General features: G+C 72.7%; 18 protein-coding genes and 3 pseudogenes. 5 read left to right on the plus strand and 16 right to left on the minus strand.

Features of this window, described 5'->3' with window-relative positions; genetic code table 11:
• Positions 1–236: 236 nt before the first annotated feature.
• The 6 genes from KIF24_RS33165 to KIF24_RS19205 all read right to left on the minus strand — a co-directional run bounded on the left by KIF24_RS33165 (position 237) and on the right by KIF24_RS19205 (position 3237).
• Positions 237–485, minus strand: coding sequence for a hypothetical protein (locus KIF24_RS33165; protein WP_230415750.1), 249 nt, complete (start codon positions 483–485; stop codon positions 237–239).
• Positions 482–637 (minus strand): hypothetical protein, encoded by a 156-nt coding sequence (locus tag KIF24_RS19185; protein WP_221085224.1) that lies wholly within the window; start codon positions 635–637, stop codon positions 482–484. Before KIF24_RS19185 ends, KIF24_RS33165 begins: the two co-directional genes overlap by 4 nt.
• A 245-nt stretch (positions 638–882) precedes the next feature.
• Positions 883–1155, minus strand: a complete 273-nt coding sequence (locus KIF24_RS19190; RefSeq protein WP_230415752.1) for a winged helix-turn-helix domain-containing protein — start codon at positions 1153–1155, stop codon at positions 883–885.
• A 190-nt stretch (positions 1156–1345) separates the two neighbouring features.
• Positions 1346–2095 carry a YebC/PmpR family DNA-binding transcriptional regulator gene (locus tag KIF24_RS19195; RefSeq protein WP_221085225.1) on the minus strand — a complete coding sequence of 250 codons (750 nt, stop codon included), beginning with the start codon at positions 2093–2095 and terminating at the stop codon, positions 1346–1348.
• A 219-nt stretch (positions 2096–2314) separates the two neighbouring features.
• Entirely contained in the window at positions 2315–2608 is a 294-nt protein-coding gene (locus KIF24_RS19200) for a hypothetical protein (RefSeq protein ID WP_221085226.1), read from the minus strand.
• A 2-nt stretch (positions 2609–2610) separates the two neighbouring features.
• Positions 2611–3237: an NADPH-dependent FMN reductase gene (locus KIF24_RS19205; RefSeq protein ID WP_221085227.1), complete on the minus strand. Its 627-nt coding sequence runs from the start codon at positions 3235–3237 to the stop codon at positions 2611–2613.
• A 103-nt stretch (positions 3238–3340) separates the two neighbouring features.
• Here KIF24_RS19205 and KIF24_RS19210 point away from each other — a divergent pair, with 103 nt between their 5' ends.
• The gene (locus KIF24_RS19210; protein ID WP_230416643.1) at positions 3341–4189 is read left to right on the plus strand and encodes a helix-turn-helix transcriptional regulator; all 849 of its coding nucleotides are present in this window, start codon (positions 3341–3343) and stop codon (positions 4187–4189) included.
• 126 nt (positions 4190–4315) lie between these two features.
• Here KIF24_RS19210 and pdxT read toward each other — a convergent pair whose 3' ends face one another.
• The 6 genes from pdxT to pgsA all read right to left on the minus strand — a co-directional run bounded on the left by pdxT (position 4316) and on the right by pgsA (position 9214).
• Positions 4316–4927 carry a pyridoxal 5'-phosphate synthase glutaminase subunit PdxT gene (pdxT, locus tag KIF24_RS19215; protein WP_221085229.1) on the minus strand — a complete coding sequence of 204 codons (612 nt, stop codon included), beginning with the start codon at positions 4925–4927 and terminating at the stop codon, positions 4316–4318.
• Position 4928: 1 nt separating this feature from the next.
• On the minus strand, positions 4929–5846 hold the full coding sequence (gene pdxS, locus KIF24_RS19220; protein WP_221085230.1) for a pyridoxal 5'-phosphate synthase lyase subunit PdxS: 918 nt from the start codon (positions 5844–5846) through the stop codon (positions 4929–4931).
• A gap of 127 nt (positions 5847–5973) precedes the next feature.
• Entirely contained in the window at positions 5974–6468 is a 495-nt protein-coding gene (locus KIF24_RS19225) for a hypothetical protein (protein WP_221085231.1), read from the minus strand.
• A 35-nt stretch (positions 6469–6503) separates the two neighbouring features.
• Positions 6504–7664: a glycosyltransferase family 4 protein gene (locus KIF24_RS19230; protein WP_221085232.1), complete on the minus strand. Its 1161-nt coding sequence runs from the start codon at positions 7662–7664 to the stop codon at positions 6504–6506.
• Positions 7665–7677: 13 nt separating this feature from the next.
• Complete coding sequence (locus KIF24_RS19235) at positions 7678–8556, minus strand: phosphatidylinositol mannoside acyltransferase (protein ID WP_221085233.1); 879 nt, start codon at positions 8554–8556, stop codon at positions 7678–7680.
• 25 nt (positions 8557–8581) lie between these two features.
• Positions 8582–9214 (minus strand): phosphatidylinositol phosphate synthase, encoded by a 633-nt coding sequence (pgsA, locus tag KIF24_RS19240; RefSeq protein ID WP_221085234.1) that lies wholly within the window; start codon positions 9212–9214, stop codon positions 8582–8584.
• 245 nt (positions 9215–9459) lie between these two features.
• Between pgsA and KIF24_RS19245 the strand changes: the two genes are divergently transcribed.
• Positions 9460–11613 (plus strand): elongation factor G-like protein EF-G2, encoded by a 2154-nt coding sequence (locus tag KIF24_RS19245; protein WP_221085235.1) that lies wholly within the window; start codon positions 9460–9462, stop codon positions 11611–11613.
• A 15-nt stretch (positions 11614–11628) separates the two neighbouring features.
• Here KIF24_RS19245 and KIF24_RS19250 read toward each other — a convergent pair whose 3' ends face one another.
• The 3 genes from KIF24_RS19250 to thrS form a co-directional block, all read right to left on the minus strand.
• A complete protein-coding gene (locus KIF24_RS19250; RefSeq protein ID WP_221085236.1) occupies positions 11629–12687 on the minus strand; it encodes an aldo/keto reductase in 1059 nt (352 codons plus the stop codon).
• A 182-nt stretch (positions 12688–12869) separates the two neighbouring features.
• Positions 12870–13382, minus strand: coding sequence for an HIT family protein (locus KIF24_RS19255; protein WP_221087440.1), 513 nt, complete (start codon positions 13380–13382; stop codon positions 12870–12872).
• 99 nt (positions 13383–13481) lie between these two features.
• A complete protein-coding gene (thrS, locus tag KIF24_RS19260; RefSeq protein WP_221085237.1) occupies positions 13482–15488 on the minus strand; it encodes a threonine--tRNA ligase in 2007 nt (668 codons plus the stop codon).
• Between the two features lie 263 nt (positions 15489–15751).
• Between thrS and KIF24_RS33170 the strand changes: the two are divergent.
• A pseudogene (locus KIF24_RS33170) lies at positions 15752–16162 on the plus strand (DUF1775 domain-containing protein); the annotation flags it as partial.
• Positions 16163–16473: 311 nt separating this feature from the next.
• On the opposite strand, the pseudogene KIF24_RS19265 reads toward KIF24_RS33170, so the two are convergent.
• Positions 16474–17392 (minus strand): annotated as a pseudogene (locus tag KIF24_RS19265) (ADP-ribosylglycohydrolase family protein).
• A gap of 74 nt (positions 17393–17466) precedes the next feature.
• On the opposite strand from KIF24_RS19265, the gene KIF24_RS19270 reads away from it, so the two are divergent.
• Both KIF24_RS19270 and KIF24_RS19275 read left to right on the plus strand, forming a co-directional pair.
• Positions 17467–18156, plus strand: a complete 690-nt coding sequence (locus KIF24_RS19270; protein ID WP_221085238.1) for a response regulator transcription factor — start codon at positions 17467–17469, stop codon at positions 18154–18156.
• Between the two features lie 17 nt (positions 18157–18173).
• Positions 18174–19591: pseudogene (locus tag KIF24_RS19275) on the plus strand (HAMP domain-containing sensor histidine kinase).
• The last annotated feature ends 83 nt before the right edge of the window (positions 19592–19674 follow it).

The raw sequence follows: 19674 nt of genomic DNA on the forward strand, positions 1-19674 counted from the left end.
GGGGTCGGGTTGCCAGGTCGACCAGGACTCGTCCCACCGGTGCTCGCCGACGTCGAGCAGGGCGGCGATCCGGTCGCCCTCGGCACGGATCGCCTCGCCCATGCCCGGGTAGCGCCCCTCCACCAGCCGCTGCGCGAAGATCTCCACATCCTTGAAGACGTACCAGCCGGCGAAGGCACGCTCCGGGCCCGACCAGAACACGTCGACCGAGTGCGCCTCGCCGGGCCGTTGCAGCATCAGCCTGCCGTGACCCGTCCAGGCGGTGTGCCCGGCGACCTGCCACGGATGCCGGCCGCACGGAAACTCGCCCGACTCGGGGAAGCCGAACTCGCGCCGGGCGGCAGGTAGAGCGCGAGCAGGTCGGGCGAGTCCTCGACGCAGATCGTCGGGCAGCCGAACCACACCTCACCGCGCAGGATCTCCCGCCGCACCACCGCCTGGCCCGGGGCGAAGCGCCCGGCCACCGGCTCCAGCCTCGGGCTCACTCCCCTGCCAACTCCGGCCGATGCTTCCGGATCCACGCCTGCACATCCACCTTCCGCCACACCTTGCCCTGCATCAGGTCCGCTACCGGCTCAGGGAAGTTCCGATGGCTGGTGATCACATAGACACGCTGTTTGCTGATGCCACCGAGCATGATCCGGATCTCATGCGCACACCACCAGCTCCATGAGGCGGACCGTAGACAGTTGCCGTGGCTCCTCGACTTAACCCTATGGGTCACCGTATGGGGTATGCCCCAACTCCCTCTCACGCGCCGCTACCAGCCGCTGAGTCGGCGGCGCCAGGTCGGCCAGGACGAGAGGTTCGGTCACGACTCGCCTCCGCTCGCCGTCTCGTGCGGAGGTACGGCGCCGCGCGGTAGCGCCATCTGGACGAACGTCACCGGTCGGGATCCGGGCGGGCGTTTCGCCGGGTCGGCGATCCGTTCGTCGTACCGGGCCAGCAACGCGTCGATCTGCCCCGTGACCTCGCGCAGCTCTGCGGCGAGCAGTTCGGCACGTTGTCGTCGAGCCGAGCCGCCGCCTGCGTCGCGGTCGTCGGCCCTTCGCCGTGCAGCAGCCCGATCAGCCGCATCCGCAGCGGATGGGCGTACGCCCGCAGGGCACGCGGGTCGGTGACGTTGAGCGCACGCCCAGGTATCTCGTCAGCCATATAGTAGAGGACGCTTTGGAAAGACATCTCTAGCAACTACCAGCCGCCAAGCCCTCGAAGGCCACGGACGCACCTTCGAGTCCTCGATGCGGGCGATCTTGGACAGTTTCCGTTAGCGAGGAACGGAAACTGTCCAAGATTCACTTACCGGCTGACCAGTGGGGTCAGCGCCTTCGACTCGAACGCCGGGTCAGCCGACGGCGGCCATGATCTCGTCGCTGACGTCGAAGTTGGCGTAGACGTTCTGCACGTCGTCGCTGTCCTCCAGGACGTCGATCAGCTTGAAGATCTTGCGGGCGCCCTCCTCGTCCAGCGGCACGGAGACGCTGGGGATCAGCGAGGACTCGGCCGACTCGTACTCGATGCCGGCGTCCTGAAGGGCGGTCCGCACGGCGAGCAGGTCGGTCGGCTCGGAGACCACCTCGAACGCCTCGTCCAGGTCGTTGACCTCCTCGGCACCCGCGTCGAGGACCGCCAGCATCACGTCGTCCTCGGTGGTGCCCGCCTTCGGCACGATCACCACGCCCTTGCGGGAGAACATGTACGACACGGAGCCGGCGTCGGCGAAGGACCCACCGTTGCGGGTCAGCGCGGTGCGCACCTCGGTGGCGGCACGGTTGCGGTTGTCGGTCAGGCACTCGATCAGCAGCGCGACGCCGTTCGGCCCGTACCCCTCATACATGATCGTCTGGTAGTCGGCGCCGCCGGCCTCCAGGCCGGAGCCGCGCTTGACCGCGCGATCGATGTTGTCGTTGGGGACCGAGTTCTTCTTGGCCTTCTGGATGGCGTCGTAGAGGGTCGGGTTGCCGGCCGGGTCGCCACCGCCGGTACGGGCCGCGACCTCCACGTTCTTGATCAGCTTGGCGAACATCTTGCCGCGCTTGGCGTCGATGACCGCCTTCTTGTGCTTGGTCGTCGCCCACTTTGAGTGGCCGGACATCTGTTACCTCCGTTGCTACCCGCCGTCTGCATCGACCGCACCGCGCACGCCCCGCACCGGCGCACACGGTGGTGCCGGTCGGCTCTGGTGGAAGCCGTGGCGGCCAGATGACCCTGCCGAATCTCGACAATCCTACCGACGTGCGGCGGGTGGTCGTCACCCGCCGCACGCCGGCAGCCAGCCCGATCTCCCCCGATCGCTACAAAGCGGGCAAAACCCTTACCCCATCCCGTACGATCCCAGCACCGTGAACGCGACGGTGTCCCGCTGCTCGCACCGCTCCTCCAGCCCGGCCCGAAAGCGACGGAACGACTCCAGCAACGGCAGCGGTCCCGGCAGCTCGGGGCCCATGGCGATGTCGACGAAGCTGAGCCCGTCGGCGAGCCGCAGGGTCAGATAGCGCAGCCCGGGCGGTCGGGTCCGGGCCAGTTCCTCGTGGACCGCACCGAGCAGGGTCAGATGTTCGTCGAGACGCTCGGCCTGGACCCGGTAGCTGATCAGGAGGGTGTCCATGCTCACCGCACCGGCACCGGGACGGCGCCGCGGGCGGCGTCCACCAGGCCGGTCACCATGACCGCCACCTCTGCCGCACGTTCTGGCGCGGGTGCGATCCGCGCGTTGGCGGTCGGGGAGACGCCCTCGGCGGGCCACTGGAAGTCCGTGAAGAGCTGCAACTCGACGTGGCCTGGTACCACCGCCATGCCCACCTCGCCCAGGATCGCCCGCAGGTGCTCGACGGCCTGCCCGCCACCGCGCGCGCCGTAGCTGAGCACCCCAGCCGGCTTGCCGCGCCACTCGGCGTCCAGGTAGTCGATGGCGTTCTTGAGCACCGCCGGGACCGAACGGTTGTACTCCGGGGTGACGAAAACGAAGGCGTCGCAGGCCGCCACCACCTTCGACCAGCGACGAGTGTGCTCGTGACGGTAGTCGCCGAACCTCGCCGGCACCGGTTCGTCGAGCATCGGTAGCCGGTGCACGGCGAGATCGATCAGTTCGACGGTCATCTCCCCCGCTCGCGCCGCTGGATGCCGACCCGCCGTCTCGGCCACCCATCCCGCCACCGCCGGGCCGCGTCGCCCCTGGCGACTGCTGCCCAGGACCAGGCCCACCGTGATCGGTCCGTTCTGCTGCGTACTGTTCATGACCCGATCCCACCCCTGTCGAGAGCTCTTCGGGAGACCGGCGGGAGAGTAGCCCTGGCAGGGACATGCTCGCGGGCTGCGGCCACGGCACACTTGATGCGTGATGGACGGCGAGTTGGGCGCGTTCCTCCGCATCCGCCGGGAGGCGCTGCGACCCGAACAGGTGGGGTTGCCCACCAACGGCCGGCGACGTACCCCGGGCCTGCGCCGTGCGGAGTTGGCCACGCTGGCCCAGGTCAGCGTGGAGTACCTGACCCGGCTCGAACAGGGACGCGACACCCGCCCGTCGCCCGGCATCCTCGCCGCGCTGGCCGAGGCGCTGCGGCTCGACGACGCCGACCGGCGGCACCTTCAGCAACTCGCGTCGGTCGACCACCGTCGGCACCTGTGCGCGGGTGGGCGACCGTTCGTGTCGCGTACCGTCCGCCCGCAGATCCGGACGCTGCTGGAGGCGCTGCGGGACCGGCCGGCGTACCTGCTCAACCGGCTCGGCGACGTGTTGGCCTGGAACGAGCCGTTCGACCGGTTGGCTCGCCCGCTGGGGCTGTTCGATGACGAGCAGCCCAACCTCGTGTGGTTCATCCTCGCCGACGAACGCGCACCGGAACACTTTCCCGACTGGGCCGAGCTCGCCGACCAGCAGGTCGCTGACCTGCACCGGTTGCGCGGGGGTGACCCGGCCACCGACGAGTTCGCCGAACGGCTCGACCGTGCCGTCGGTGCGCCGTTCCGGTCCCGGTGGCAGCGCCGTCCGGTCGCCGTCCAGTCCAGCGGCGTGCGCTGGCTGCGGCATCCGGAGGTGGGGCCGCTGCGGCTGTCGTACGAGACGCTGGAACTCGCCGACGACCAGCAGCGGCTGGTCGTGCAGCAGCCGGCCGACGCGGGCAGCGCCGCAACGCTGGACCGTCTGCTGGGTCGCCGCCCCGGCAGCCTCCGCTCGGTGCCCGGCTGACGCCCCCGCCAACGGTCGTAAGATCCGCGCACTTTCGGGGAAACTGCTGTCTCAAAGCGTTTGGAGGCAGCAACATCCCCGAAGTTGCTGCTGCCATGCGGCGGTCCGGCGCATGGGGGTGGGGGGTCAGGTTGTGGCGCGGGTCAGGTCCACGAAGTAGGCGTGCAGCCGCAGGTCACCGGTGAGCTCCGGGTGGAACGAGGTGGCCAGCAGGTTGTCCCGCCGCACCGCCACGATCCGGCCGGCGGCCGGGCCGTCGGTCACCGTGCCCAGCACCTCGACGCCGTCGCCGACCCGTTCGACCCAGGGTGCCCGGATGAAGACCGCGTGCAGCGGGCCACCGGTGACGCCGGTGATCTCCACCGGAGCCTCGAACGAGTCGACCTGCCGGCCGAACGCGTTGCGCCGGACTGTCATCTCGATGCCGTCGAAACCGCGCTGGTCCGGCCGGCCGTCGAGAACCTCGGTGGCCAGCATGATCATGCCGGCGCAGGAGCCGTAGACCGGCATGCCGGCGGCGATCCGCTTGTCGATCGGATCGCGCAGCTCGAAGATGTCGACCAGCTTGCTGATCGTGGTGGACTCCCCGCCCGGGATGACCAGGCCGTCGACCGCGTCCAGTTCCGCCGGCCGGCGTACCGGGCGGGCCTGGGCACCCGCGCCGGTCAGGGCCGTGACGTGTTCGCGGACGTCGCCCTGCAGGGCGAGCACACCGATGACGGGTGCGGTCGCCTTCACGTCACCAGCCGCGCTCGGCGAGGCGGTGCGGCTGCGGGATGTCGTCGACGTTGATGCCGACCATCGCCTCACCGAGGCCCCGGGAGACCTTGGCCAGCACGTCCGGGTCGTCGTGGAAGGTGGTCGCCTTGACGATCGCCGCGGCCCGCTGGGCGGGGTTGCCGGACTTGAAGATGCCGGAGCCGACGAAGACGCCCTCGGCACCGAGCTGCATCATCATCGCCGCGTCGGCCGGGGTGGCGATGCCACCGGCGGTGAACAGCACCACCGGCAGCTTGCCGGTCTCGGCGATCTCCCTGACCAGCTCGTACGGTGCCTGCAACTCCTTCGCCGCGACGAACAGCTCGTCGGTCGGCAGGGTCTGGAGGCGGCGGATCTCCTGGCGGATCCTCCGCATGTGGGTGGTGGCGTTGGAGACGTCGCCGGTGCCGGCCTCGCCCTTGGAGCGGATCATGGCGGCGCCCTCGGTGATCCGGCGCAGCGCCTCGCCCAGGTTGGTCGCGCCGCAGACGAACGGCACCGTGAAGGCCCACTTGTCGATGTGGTTGGCGTAGTCGGCCGGGGTCAGCACCTCGGACTCGTCGACGTAGTCGACGCCGAGGGACTGCAGGATCTGCGCCTCGACGAAGTGGCCGATGCGGGCCTTGGCCATCACCGGGATGGAGACCGCCTCGATGATGCCGTCGATCATGTCGGGGTCGCTCATCCGGGACACCCCGCCCTGGGCGCGGATGTCGGCGGGCACGCGCTCCAGCGCCATCACCGCGACCGCACCGGCGTCCTCAGCGATCTTGGCCTGCTCCGGGGTGACCACGTCCATGATCACACCGCCCTTGAGCATCTCGGCCATGCCGCGCTTCACGCGCGCGGTGCCGACGACCGGGGTGGCGCCGGCGTTCGGGGAAGTCGTCTCGGGCACGGATCATCGCTCCTCAGGCGTCCTCGGGAGGTGGCAGCGGGAATGCTACGCCCGGGTCAACGCCGCTCCGACAGCCAATCAGACCCGTGGTGGCCTGTTCTGTGGCCGCCGTCACCACCCACCCGACTCAGCCGGTGGGCACGTCGGCGGGGATCGCGAGCGTCGGATCGTCGATGTCGAAGTAGCGCGGCCAGGTGTGCCGGTGTCCCATCCGTAGCAGGCGCACCAGCGGCCGGCCGCGCGCCGCACGGGCGTCCCGGACCAGATCGGTGTGCACCTGCCGGGCCAGGGCGAGCCGCCGACTGGCGGCGACGACCGCCTCGCAGTCCGGGTCGGTGAGGTCGAGCTGGACCGTTCGCAGCTGCCGGGTCAGGTCGTTCTCGGCCGCCTCCCGCTCGTCCGGCCCGGCGTCGAGCGCGATGCGCGCCGCCGCGTACAACTCGACGCCGTAGCTCCGCTCGGCCAGCACCGCCGCCGCGGCGGCCCGGCGCAGCAGGTGGGCGTCCAGGGCGCGGGCCGCGAGCTGGGCGCGGGCCTGCAGCCGCTCGACCCGGCCGGCGGTCCAGATCAGGTACGCCGAGACCAGGGCGACGACCACCGTCGCGCCCACCACCCACCACATGCCCGGCATCGTAGTGCTGCTCCCGTTCCTGCCGATCAGGTCAACCCCACCCACTCCTGGTCGATCACCCGCCCGTCGGTCGCCTCGATCGCCGCTGCGTATACCTCCAGAACCCGACGGGCAACCACGGGCCAGTCGAAACTCGCCACCACCTGGTCGCCGCAGGCGGTCAGTTCCGCCCGCTGGGCCGGGTCGTCGAGCAACGTCCCGAGGGTGCGGCGCAGCGTCACCGGGTCACCGGTGGGGAACATCCGCCCGGCCCGGCCGCCGTCGAGCACCCGGCGGAAGGCGTCGAGGTCGCTGGCGACGACCGTGGTCCCGGCGGCCAGCGCCTCGGTGAGGATCATGCCGAACGACTCGCCGCCGGTGTTCGGCGCCACGTAGAGGTGCACGCTGCGCAGCATCCGTGCCTTCTCCTCCTCGGAGACCAGGCCGAGGAAGGTGACCCGGTCCCGAAGGTCGGCCGGAAAGCGGTCGAACAGGTCGTCCCGGTCACCGGGGCCGGCGACCAGCAGGCGCAGACCCGGACGCTGCCGGGCCAGCTCGACGAAGGCGTCACGCAGGATCGGGAACCCCTTCCGGGGCTCGGTGAAGCGGCCCAGGAAGCCGAGCGAGCCGCCGGTGCCCGGCCCGCACTCCCCCGGCCAGCCGGGCAGCGGTTCGACCCCGGCGAACTTGGCCACCGCGACCCCGTTGGGGATCTCCACCGCCCCGCCGTCGAGGTGCTCCACCTGCACCTTGCGGGCCAGTGCGCTGACCGCGATCCGGGCGGTGATCCGCTCCAGCACGATCTGGAGCGCGCCCTGGGCGGCGGCGAGCACCCGGGAGCGGGTCATCGCGGTGTGGAAGGTCGCCACCACCGGCCCCCGGGCGGAGAGCACGGCGAGCATGGACAGGCTCAGGGTCAGCGGCTCGTGCACGTGCAGCACGTCGAAGTCGCCGCGGGTGATCCACCGTCGTACCCGGGCGGTGGAGACCGGTCCGAAGGCGATCCGGGCCACCGAGCCGTTGTACGGCAGCGGCACCGCCCGGCCGGCCGACACCACGTACGCCGGCAACGCCGATTCCTCGTCCGCCGGCGCGAGGACGCTCACCTCGTGCCCGAGTCCGATCAGCGCCTCGGCGAGGTCCATGACGTGGTTCTGCACCCCGCCGGGTACGTCGAAGGAGTACGGGCAGACGATGCCGATCCGCATTACGCCTGTCCCCTCAGCCCAGCCACATCCGCTGCAACATGTGCCAGTCTTCCGGATGCCGGGCGATGCCCGCCGCCAGACCGTCGGCGATCAGCTGGGTCAGCGCTCGGACTCGCGCCTCCAGCGTGCCCGCCTCGGGCCCCGGCACCGGCAGCGGGCCGGCCAGCGAGGCGCACGCCGCATCCGCTTCGTACCACATCGACGCGACGTACAGGGGTGCGCCGGTGCGCAGCGTGAGCAGTGCCGGACCGGCCGGCATCCGGGTCCGGCCGCCGAAGAAGTCGACCTCCACGCCGCGGGCGGACAGGTCCCGGTCGGCGAGCAGCGGCACCACCGCCCCGGCGGCCAGCCGGTCGGTCAGCACGTCGATCGCGGCCCGTTCGCCGCCGGTGGTGGGCAGGATCTCCATCCCCAGGCGCTGCCGGAAGGCGACGAACCGCTCGAAGACGCCCTCCGGCTTGAGCCGCTCGGCGACCGTGGACAGCGGCCAACCGTTGGCCACCACCCAGGCCCCGGCCGCGTCCCAGTTGCCGGCGTGCGGCAGGGCCACCACCGCGCCGCGCCCGGCCGCCACGTCCGCGGCGAGCAGCTCGGCGCGGTCCAGCCGGAAATTGCTGAGGATCTGCTCACGGCTCAGCGCGGGCAGCCGGAACGCCTCCATCCAGTAGCGGGCGTACGAGCGCAGCCCCCGGCGCACCAGCTCGTCCAGCTCCGCCTCGGGCAGCTCCGGCCCGACCACGCGCCGCAGATTGGCCCGCAGCCGGCTGGCGCCGACGCCCCGGCGACGGTGCGCCCGGTCCGCCGCGGCGGTGAACGCCGCGGCGGTGAACGGCCGGGGCAGTACCCGGACCAGCCGCCAGCCGGCGACGAAACCGAGTTCGGTGAGGTTCACCGGCGGTACCGCCGCGGTGTGCCGCTCACCCCTGGCCGCCCGGCGCGTCGACCTGCTGGGCCTGCCGGTAGACGTGCCGCATCCGCTGACCCACGGTGAACAGCGACACCGCGGCGAGCAGCCACAGCGCGATCGGCAGCGCCGGATCGACGCCCAGGCCGGTGAGCAGACCACCGACGCCGACGATCAGCAGGCGCTCGGTCCGCTCGGCGATGCCGACGTTGCCGCTCATCCCGAGCCCTTCGGCGCGGGCCTTCACGTACGACACGAGCCCCCCGGCGGCCAGGCAGATCAGCGCGGCGGCCAGGCCGGCACGGTCCCCCTCGCGGGCCAGGTAGAAGGCCACCGCGCCGAACACCGCGCTGTCGGCGACCCGATCCATGCTCGAGTCGAGGAACGCACCGAACCGGGTGGACCCGCCACTCATCCGGGCCATCGTCCCGTCGAGCAGGTCGGTCAACGCGAAGACCGTCACGATCAGCGCACCGGCGACCAGATGGCCGCGGGCGCCGAAGCCGAGTGCGCCGACGAGCACCCCGAGGGTGCCCGCGACGGTGACCGCGTTGGGGGACACGCCCGCGCGCAGCAGGCTACGGGCGATCGGCTCGACGACGCGGGTCATCCCCGCGCGGGCCGACACTTGGAAGATCTTCGCCATGGCGGTCCCACGATAACGGTCGGCCGTCGACCGGCGACACCGCAGGTGGAGACCGGGGAGGGTTGTGCCGGCCCGGCATCGGGTGTGAGATCGACCCAGGGGGTGACCCAGCTCACCCCATCACCTGTTGACTGCTTGGTTCCCCGCGAACCACCGGAGGATATCGCCGCAGCACCCGCCCGGGCCGCGTCCCCGTCGCACGCGGCGGTCGCCACCACCACCACCGGCTGAGGGAGGTGCGCCCGATGGCGCAGAGGAGTCAGGACAAGGGGGCCACCGGCGGCGTACCGGCGGTGACCGACCCCGCGAGGATCCGCAACGTGGTGCTCGTCGGTCATTCCGGAGCGGGCAAGACGACCCTGGTGGAGGCATTGCTCGCGGCGAGCGGCACGATCACCCGGGCCGGCTCGGTCACCGACGGCAACACCGTCTGCGACCACGACCCGGCGGCCGTGCGCCAGCAGCGTTCGGTGGCGCTGGCCTGCGCGCCGCTGCTGCACCACGGGATCAAGGTCAACCTGCTCGACACGCCCGGCTACGCCGACTTCGTCGGCGAGCTGCGCGCCGGCCTACGCGCCGCCGACGCCGCGCTGTTCGTGGTCTCCGCGGTCGACGGGATGGACGCCGCCACCGCGGCGCTCTGGGAGGAGTGCGCCGCGGTGGACCTGCCGCGCGCGGTCGCCGTGGCCCGGCTGGACCACCCCCGCGCCGACTTCGACGAGGCGGTGGCGTTGTGCCAGCGGGTGTTCGGCGACAACGTCGTCCCGCTCTACCTGCCGATGCTCGGCGACGACGGTGAGTCCACCGCCGGCCTGCTGGGGTTGATCACCCGGCGGGTCTTCGACTACACCGGCGGCCTGCCGCCGCAGGTCCGCGAGCCCGACCCGGAGCACCTGCCGGCCATCGCCGAGTCCCGCAACGAGTTGATCGAGGGGATCATCGCCGAGAGCGAGGACGAGACCCTGATGGACCGGTACGTCGACGGCGAGGAGATCGACACCGATCTGCTGATCAAGGACCTGGAGAAGGCCGTCGCCCGGGGCCACTTCTATCCGGTGGTGCCGGTCTGCGCGGCGACCGGGGTCGGGTTGGACGCGCTGCTGGAGGTGCTCACCGCCGGCTTCCCGTCGCCGCTGGAGCACGACCTGCCCGCGGTCAGCGGGGTGGACGGCTCACCCCGCCCGCCGCTGACCTGCGACCCGGACGGGCCGCTGGTCGCCGAGGTGGTCAGGACCACAATCGATCGGCACGTCGGGCGGGTCTGCCTGGTCCGGGTCTTCTCCGGCACGCTGCGCCCCGACCAGACGGCGCACATCTGCGGGCACGGCCTGACCGAACGCGGCCACCCCGACCACGACGCCGACGAGCGCATCGCCCATCTCTACAGCCCGCTCGGCGCCGCCCTGCGGGAGGTCGGCGTGGCCGTGGCCGGCGACATCTGCGCGATCACCAAGTCCGGTAGCGCGGAGACCGGTGACACCGTCTCCGCCAGGGAGGACCCACTGCTGATCGCCCCGTGGGAGATGCCCGAGCCGCTGCTGCCCATCGCGATCGTGGCCAGGTCGCGCTCGGACGAGGACGCCCTGGCCCGCAACCTGGCCCGGCTGGTGACCGGCGACCCGACGATGCGGCTGGAACGCAACCCGGAAACCCACCAGCTGGTGCTGTGGTGCATGGGCGAGGCACACGCCGACGTGGTCCTCGACCGGCTGCGCGCCGGCGGGGTCGAGCTGGACACCGAGCCGGTGCGGGTGGCGCTGCGGGAGACGCTGACCGCGCCGGCCCGCGGGCACGGCCGGCACGTCAAGCAGTCCGGCGGGCACGGCCAGTACGCCGTCTGCGACATCGAGGTGGAGCCGCTGCCGCGCGGTGCCGGCGTCGAGTTCGTGGAGCGGGTGGTCGGCGGAGCGGTGCCGCACAACTACATCCCCTCGGTGGAGAAGGGCGTGCGCGCCCAACTGGAGCGCGGCCTGGTCGCCGGCCACCCGGTGGTGGACGTGCGGGTGACCCTGGTCGACGGCAAGGCGCACAGCGTGGATTCCTCCGACGCGGCGTTCCAGACCGCCGGGGCGCTGGCGCTGCGCGACGCCGCCGCCAGGGCGGAGCCGGCGCTGCTGGAGCCGGTCGACGAGGTGACCGTGCGGGTGCCCGACGCCAGCGTGGGGGCGGTGATGGGCGACCTGTCGGGCCGGCGTGGCCGGGTGCTCGGCACCGAGCCCGATCCGGACGCCGAGGGGCGGACCCTGGTCCGCGCCGAGGTCCCCGCCACCGAACTGCTGCGTTACGCCGTGGAGCTACGCGCGATGACCGCCGGCACCGGCACCTTCCGCCGCACCTTCGTCCGCCACGACCCGATGCCCCCGCACCTCGCCGACCAGCTCCGCAAGGAACACGCCTGACCGGGCCCACCCGGCTCAGGGGCGGGCGGTGGGCAGCATCGGACTGGGCCAGTGGGGACGGTCGGCCTCCCGGAGTGCCGCCGTGCGCAACGCCGCCAGCTGGCGCTCCACCTCGCCGAAGTGGTCGGCGGTGAGCGGGCCGAGGGCCAGCACGGCGGCGTTCTCCTCGACCTGGGCGACGGTGCGGCAGCCCGGGATCGGGATCGTGCGGTCGCTGCGGGCCCAGATCCAACCCAGTGCCCCCTGGGCCAGGGTGCGCCCGTCGGCGGTCAGCGCCGCCCGGACGGCGTGCACCCGGCGCAACCACTCCGGGGCGGGGCGACCGCCGCGGAACCACTCCAGCCAGCCCGAGGTCATTCCCCGGACGTCGTCGCGGGGCAGGATCGACGCGGGATGGTACTTGCCGGTGAGCAGTCCCATGCCCAGCGGGCCACAGTTGACGCTGGCCAGGTCGTACTTGTCGCACACGGCGAGCAGTTCGGGGGCGTCGCGCAGCACCGAGAGGCTGTGCTGCACGGCGGCGGCGTGCGGGGCGTGGTGCCCCAGGGCGGCGGCCCGGCCGGCCCGGTCGGTGCGCCAGCCGTACGCCCGGACCAGGCCGTCGGCCACCAGGTCCTCCAGCGTGCCGATCAGCTCCTGGGCCCGCGCCACGGGCAGGTCGGCCAGGTGCAACTGGTAGAGGTCGATCCGGTCGGTGTCGAGACGACGCAGCGAGTCCCGCACGGCCCGGCGCAGGTAGGCCGGTGAGGCGTCCGGCCCGGTCGCCTGCCGGGTCCGTTCGTCGAACGTGTAGCCCCACTTGGTGGCGATGACCGCCGCGTCGCGCCGGCCGTCCAAGGCCCGCCCGAGGATGCGCTCACCGTGCCCGGCCCCGTACGTGTCGGCGGTGTCGAAGAGCGTCACGCCCAGTTCGAGTGCCCGGCGGATCGCCCGGACCGACTCCTCGTCGTCGACGGCGCCGCAGCCCAGCGGGGTGTGTCCCTCGGCCCACGGTCCGCCGATCGCCCAGCAGCCCATGCCCAGCGCACCGACCTCGATGCCGCTGCGGCCCAGTGTCCGCGTCGACTCCCGCATCGGCGCATCGTGCCATCTTCCGGACGGGGTGTGAACGACGTTGACCACGATCATCCGTACGGGCACCGGTACCCGTACGGATCACCCGGCTCGCCACGGATCCGGTGTGGATCCCCACCCGGCCGCGACGCGACCGAACCGCGGCCCGTGCCGGGCGTCACCCGGCCGCCAGCGGCTGCGGGTCAGGACGGCCAGGCGCGCACGAGCAGGTCGCGGGTGTCGCCCAGCAGCTGCGGCAGGACCTTGGTGCGCCCGATCACCGGCATGAAGTTGGCGTCCCCGCCCCACCGGGGCACCACGTGCTGGTGCAGGTGGGCGGCGATGCCGGCGCCGGCCACCCCGCCCTGGTTCATGCCCAGGTTGAAGCCGTGCGCGTTGCTGACCTTGCGGATCACCCGCATCGCGGTCTGGGTGAACGATGCCAACTCGGCCGTCTCCGGCCCGTCCAGGTCGGTGTAGTCGGCCACGTGCCGGTACGGGCAGACCAGCAGATGCCCCGGGTTGTACGGGTACAGGTTGAGCACCACGAACACGTGCCCGCCGCGCGCCACCACCAGGCTCTCCTCCGGCGGCCGGGCCGGGGCCAGGCAGAACGGGCACCCGGTGGGCTTCTCGTAGCCGCCCTCGGGCCGGTCCTCGCCGGAGATGTACGTCATCCGGTGGGGCGTCCAGAGCCGGTCCAGCCCGTCGGCCATGCCTTCGTCGGTGTGCTGCTGCGCCCCAGTCACACCGGCGATCCTACGACCCCGCCCCACCGGCGCCGAGCCGCAGCCCGACGCCCGGCAGGGGCGGTGTCACATCTGCGCGGACGGGCCGGTGTTGGTGCGGGAGGAGACGACGTCGAGAACGTGGGCGACCGCCTCGGTCAGCGGCACCCCGTTGCGCTGGGAGCCGTCCCGGTACCGGAACGAGACCGTGCCGGCGGCCACGTCGTCGTCACCGGCGATCACCATGAACGGGATCTTCTGCTGCTGTGCGGTGCGGATCTTCTTCTGCATCCGGTCGTCACCGGCGTCGACCTGGGCACGGATGCCCTCGGCGCGCAGCGCCGCGACGAAGCCGTGCAGGTAGTCGCCGTGCTCCTCGCGGATCGGGATGCCGACCACCTGCACCGGGGCCAGCCAGGCCGGGAACGCCCCGGCGTAGTGCTCGGTGAGCACGCCGAAGAACCGCTCGATCGAGCCGAACAGCGCCCGGTGGATCATGACGGGTCGCTGCCGGGTTCCGTCGGCCGCCTGGTACTCCAGGCCGAACCGCTCGGGCTGGTTGAAGTCGACCTGGATGGTGGACATCTGCCAGGTCCGGCCGATGGCGTCCGTGGCCTGCACCGAGATCTTCGGGCCGTAGAAGGCCGCGCCGCCCGGGTCGGGCACCAGTTCCAGGCCCGAGGTCTCGGCGGCGGTGCGCAGCGCCTCGGTGGCCTCCGCCCAGTCGGCCTCCGACCCGATGAACTTCGGCGAGTCGTCGCGGGTGGACAGCTCCAGATAGAAGTCGTCCAGGCCGTAGTCGCGCAGCAGGTCCAGCACGAACGACAGCAGCGTGGTCAGCTCGCCGGGCATCTGCTCCCGGGTGCAGTAGATGTGCGAGTCGTCCTGGGTCAGCCCGCGCACCCGGGTCAGCCCGTGCACCACGCCCGACTTCTCGTACCGGTAGACGGTGCCGAACTCGAACAGCCGCAGCGGCAGCTCACGGTAGGACCGCCCGCGCGAGCGGAAGATCAGGTTGTGCATGGGGCAGTTCATCGCCTTGAGGTAGTACTCCGCCCCCTCCAGCTGCATGGGCGGGAACATCGTGTCGGCGTAGTAGGGCAGGTGCCCCGAGGTCTGGAAGAGCTGCGCCTTGGTGATGTGCGGGCTGTTGACGAACTCGTACCCCGCCGCCTCGTGCCGGCGGCGCGAGTAGTCCTCCAGCTCGCGGCGGATGATGCCGCCCTTGGGGTGGAAGACGGCGAGGCCGGAGCCGATCTCGTCGGGGAAGCTGAACAGGTCGAGCTCCGCGCCGAGCTTGCGGTGGTCGCGCCGGGCGGCCTCCTCCAGGAGTTTCAGGTACGCCTTCAACCCGTCCCGGGTCGGCCAGGCGGTGCCGTACACCCGCTGCAACTGCGGGTTCTTCTCCGATCCGCGCCAGTACGCGGCGGCCGAGCGCATCAGCTTGAACGCACCGATCAGCCGGGTGCTGGGCAGGTGCGGGCCGCGGCACAGGTCCGACCAGCAGACCTTGTCCTCGTCGGCGGCGAGGTTGTCGTAGATGGTCAGCTCGCCCCCGCCGACCTCCATCACCTCGGAGGAGTCCAGCCCTTCGCCCTTGACATCGATGAGTTCCAGCTTGAACGGCTCCGCGGTCAGCTCGGCCCTGGCCTCGTCGAGACTGCCGAAGCGACGGCGGCGGAACCGCTGCCCGGACCTGACGATCTCCTGCATCCGCTTTTCGAGCTTGGCCAGGTCGTCGGGCTGGAACGGCTTGTCCACCGCGAAGTCGTAGTAGAAGCCGTTGTCGATCGGCGGGCCGATGCCGAGTTTCGCCTCCGGGAAGATGTGCTGCACGGCCTGGGCGAGCACGTGCGCCGTCGAGTGGCGCAGCACGTTCAACCCGTCGGGGGAGTCGAGGGCGACCGGCTCGACCACGGTCTCCTCGGCCGGGCGCCAGTCCAGGTCGCGCAGTACGCCACGCGGATCGCGGACCACCACGATCGCCTTCGGGCCGTTGGCGGGCAACCCGGCCGCGGTCACCGCGTCGGCCGCCGTCGTCCCGGCGGCCACGACGACGGGGTCGGCCACGGCGGGGGTACGGGGTGCGGACACGGGTGACTCCTCTGGGCAGATGTGACGGTAGGTGCCGATGCCGGCTCACCGCGATGCTATCTGTCGCCTCGACGGCACCGCCGCCGACACCGGCGGCACCCGACCGACCCGACGTTGAACCATTCCGGCCCCGGATCCGAACTACCAGGTGTGGCCGGAGCCGGTTCCGGTCGTGACGACACGGATGGGAACCCAGAATGGCGATGACGCGCGGCGGGAGCCGTCGACGCCGGGGCGGGCCGGTGGCCGCGCTGGCCACGGCCATGGTGCTGCTCTGGCCCGCTACGGCGTGGGCCGACGGTGTGACCTTCACCCCGACCGAGGCTCAGCAGGGCAACTCGGTCAAGATCGAGTTCGTGGTGCCGGACGAGCGGCCCGGCGTCCGTACCGAACGGATCGAGATCCGGATCCCGGCGGAGCCACCGATCGCCGAGGTGTACCCGCTGTCGGTGCCGGGGTGGGCGCCGGCGATCACCGCCCGCAAGCTGGACGCGCCGGTCGCCGGCATGCACGGCCCCGCCACCGACGTCGTGACCGGCGCGCTGACCTGGTCCCGGGCGCCGGGCGAGGCCGGCACGGGCCCGGCCCGGCTGGTGTTCTCGATGGCCCCGTTGCCGCAGACCGACCGGCTGGCCTTCGAGCTGATCCAGACCTACGCCGACGGCTTGCAGGTGCACTGGGGGACCGGATCCGGTCAGCGGCCGCTGCCCGCGCTGACGCTCGTGCCGGGTGACCCGGCGTACCCGGGTGCCGCCCACGGTGCGCACGGCCCGGCCGGCGGCGGCGGGCAACCGGCCGACGGCGGGCCGACCACCGCCGACGCCGACGGCGGGCCGAACGCCAACAGCCTGCTCGCCGCCGGCCTGGTCGCCGGCCTCGGCGGGGGCGCGGTGATCGGCTGGCTGATCAGCCGACGGCGCCGCAGCACCGTCGAGGAGGTCGACCGTTCGGTGCTCGACGAGGCGCCGGGCGACGGGCGGCCGGCTCAGCCGACCCAGTCGGGAAGCGGCTCCCGGGCCGCCAGCCAGTCGGCGGGCACCCCGCCCGGGGTGCCCAGTCCGGCGTACGCGGTGACCACCCCGCCGACGATGGCGGCGGTGGTGTCCACGTCTCCGCCCGCCTCGACGCAGGCGCGGACCGCGGCCGGATAGTCGTCCAGATGCCGGGCGGCGACCCAGCAGGTGAACGCGACGGTGTCCTGCGCGGTGACCCGGGAGCCGTTGCCGACCGCCGCCACCACCTCGGGCAGCGGGCGGTCGAGCAGTCCCGCCACCCGGCGTACGCCCCGGTGCACCTCGGTCGTCGGGTCCAGTGCGGCGGCCACCCCGGCGAGCAGCCGGCCCGGATCGGGCCGGTCACCGTCGAGGCGCGCCCGGGCGGCCAGGGCCGCCGCCACCGCGACCGCGACCGCCCCGGCGATCCTCCGGGTGCGCGTGGGTCACCTCGGCCGATGCCCGGGCCTGCGCGGCCGCCCGGCTGGTCGAGTCGGCGAAGTACGCCCCCAGCGGCGCGACCCGCATCGCGGCGCCGTTGCCGCAGGAGCCCTGCCCGTCGAAGGCGGCGGCCGCCGCGACCGGCCACGGCGTGCCGGTGCGGATCAGGTGCAGGATGCGCACCGCACCGGGCCCGTAGCCCCGGTACGGCTCGCAGCGTTCGGCGAAGGCGAGCGCGAGGGTGTCCCGGTCGATGCGGCCCGCGTCGGCCAGCAGCGTCAGCACCGAGCAGGCCATCTCGGTGTCGTCGGTCCACTGCCACGGCGGTGGGGGGAGCCGGTCGGCGGCCAGGTCGGCGGGGTGCCGGCCGGGGACGAAGAACTGCGACCCGAGGGCGTCCCCGACGGACAGGCCGGCGAGACTGTCCCGGGCCAGCGCCAGGCGGGCGTCCGGATAGAGGGTGAACGTCATGGTCGCACCAGCTTGGCGGGTTCCGGGGTGGGCCGCAACGGCGACCCACTTGCCGCTCCGAGTACCGTGCTTGGGTGGCCACCGTCCTCCTGGTCGAAGACGATCACGTCGTCCGCGGCGCGATGCTTCGTTCCCTCACCGACCGGGGCCACGCCGTCCACGCGGTGGGCACCGCGCTGGACGCGTTGCGCAGGGTGGCCGCGGAAACCCCGGACCTGGTCGTGCTCGACCTCGGCCTGCCGGATCTGGACGGCTCGGACGCGCTGCGGATGTTGCGGGGCATCACCGACGTGCCGATCATCATCGCGACGGCCCGCGACGACGAGCAGTCGGTGGTCAAGCTGCTGCGGGCCGGCGCCGACGACTACATGGTCAAACCGTTCACCGGTGCGCACCTGGACGCCCGGATCACCACCGTGCTGCGCCGGGTGGGCCGGGCCAGCCGCGTCGTGCAGCCCGCCGTGCACACCGTGGGCGGGCTGCGCGTCGACGTCGGTGAGCGCAGCGCCCTCCTCGACGGCGAGGCGCTGGCGCTGACCCGCAAGGAATTCGACCTGCTGGCGTACCTCGCCGCCCGCCCCGGCCGGGTAGTGTCCCGGCGGGAGCTCTTGGAGGAGGTATGGCGGCAGCCATCGGTCGGCGAGGATCAGACCATCGACGTTCACCTGTACTGGCTACGGCGCAAAATGGGCGAGTCCGCGGCGAAGCCGCGCTACCTGCGCACCGTGCGGGGGGTGGGCTTCCGGCTGGTGGCGCCGGACTGAGAAGGTCGCTGGCCCGGTTGACGGCCGGCACCGGCGCCCTGCTGGCGCTGGCCTTCCTGACCCCGCTCGGGCTGACCCTCGGCGGGCAGGCCGGCGAGGAGGCGATCGCCGACGCGGCCCGCCGAAGCGCCTTGGTCACCGGGGCACTCGCGGTGAGCGGCGAGCCGGCGGTGGTCGCCCGCGCGATCGAGGCCAGTGGCGACGATCCGGCCACCCGGCCGGTCGTGCACGGTCTCGACGACGTGGACGCCTCGGCCGGGCGGTCCGACGCGGGGCAGCTCGACCGGGCCCGGTCCGAAGGGCGTTCGCTCGTGGTCGACGTCGACGGCGGGGTGCTGCGGCTGGATCCGGTGGTGCTCGGCGAGCGGACCGCCGTGGTCGAGGTCTTCGTACCGGACGCCGCGCTCGGTGCCGGCGCCGGCAGCCGGTGGCTGCTGCTGGCCGGGGTGGCGGTCGCCCTGGTGGGCGCCGCGGTGCTGGTGGTGGACCGGGTCGCCGCCCGGGCCGTCGACGCCACCCGGGGCCTGGTCAGGGCGGCACTCGCGGTGGGCGACGGCGACCTGGGCGTACGGGTCGAGCCGACCGGCCCGCGCGAGCTGGCCGAGGCCGGCCACGCGTTCAACCGGATGGCGGAACGGTTCGTGGCCGCCCGCACCGAGGAGCGGGAACTGGTGGCGGACCTGTCCCACCGGCTGCGTACCCCGCTGACGGTGCTGCGGCTGGACGCCGAGGCGCTGGAGTCCGACGACACCAGCGTGGGCTCGTTCAGCCAGGCCGAGTTGGACCATCGGCGCGGCATCCGGCGGATCCGGCAGGCGATCGTCACCCTGGAGGGTGAGATCGACGTGCTGATCAAGACCACCCGCAAGGCGGTCGCCACCGAGGCCGCGCCGGCGATGTGCGACGTGAGCGAGGTGGTCCGGGACCGGATGGTGTTCTGGGCGGCGCTCGCCGGCGACCAGAACCGCCCGCACCGGGTCTCCGGTGCGCAGCTGCGCATCCCCGCGCCGGTGCCGCGCGCCGAGCTGGCGGCCGCCCTGGACGCGGTGATCGGCAACGTGTTCCGTTACACGCCGCAGGGCACCGCGTTCGAGGTGGCGGTGTCCCGCCGCGACGGGTACGTGGCGATCCGGATCGACGACGCCGGGCCGGGCATCGCCAACCCGGATCGGGCACTGCGTCGCGGCACCAGCGACCAGGGCTCCACCGGTCTCGGGCTGGACATCGCCAAGCGGGTGGCGTTGCAGGCCAATGGTTCGGTCAGCATCGACCGGGCCCGGCTGGGTGGGGCCAGCGTGGTGATGCTGCTGGCCGACCCCGAGGCGACGCCGCGCCAGGTCAGCCGGTTCGGCCTGGTGGGCCGGATGGCGCGGGAGGGCGCGAGCAGAAGCCCCGTGGGCGCCGTTGGCCACGGCAGCGCCCCGTCGACGGTTGAGCGCTCCGTGCGGCTTCCGGCGCCCACGGTGGGCAGCGGGCTGTGGGACGGCACAAGTCTTCCTTAGATCCGGATTAACCCCG

Source organism: Micromonospora tarapacensis (assembly GCF_019697375.1).
Classification (GTDB): Bacteria; Actinomycetota; Actinomycetes; order Mycobacteriales; family Micromonosporaceae; genus Micromonospora; species Micromonospora tarapacensis.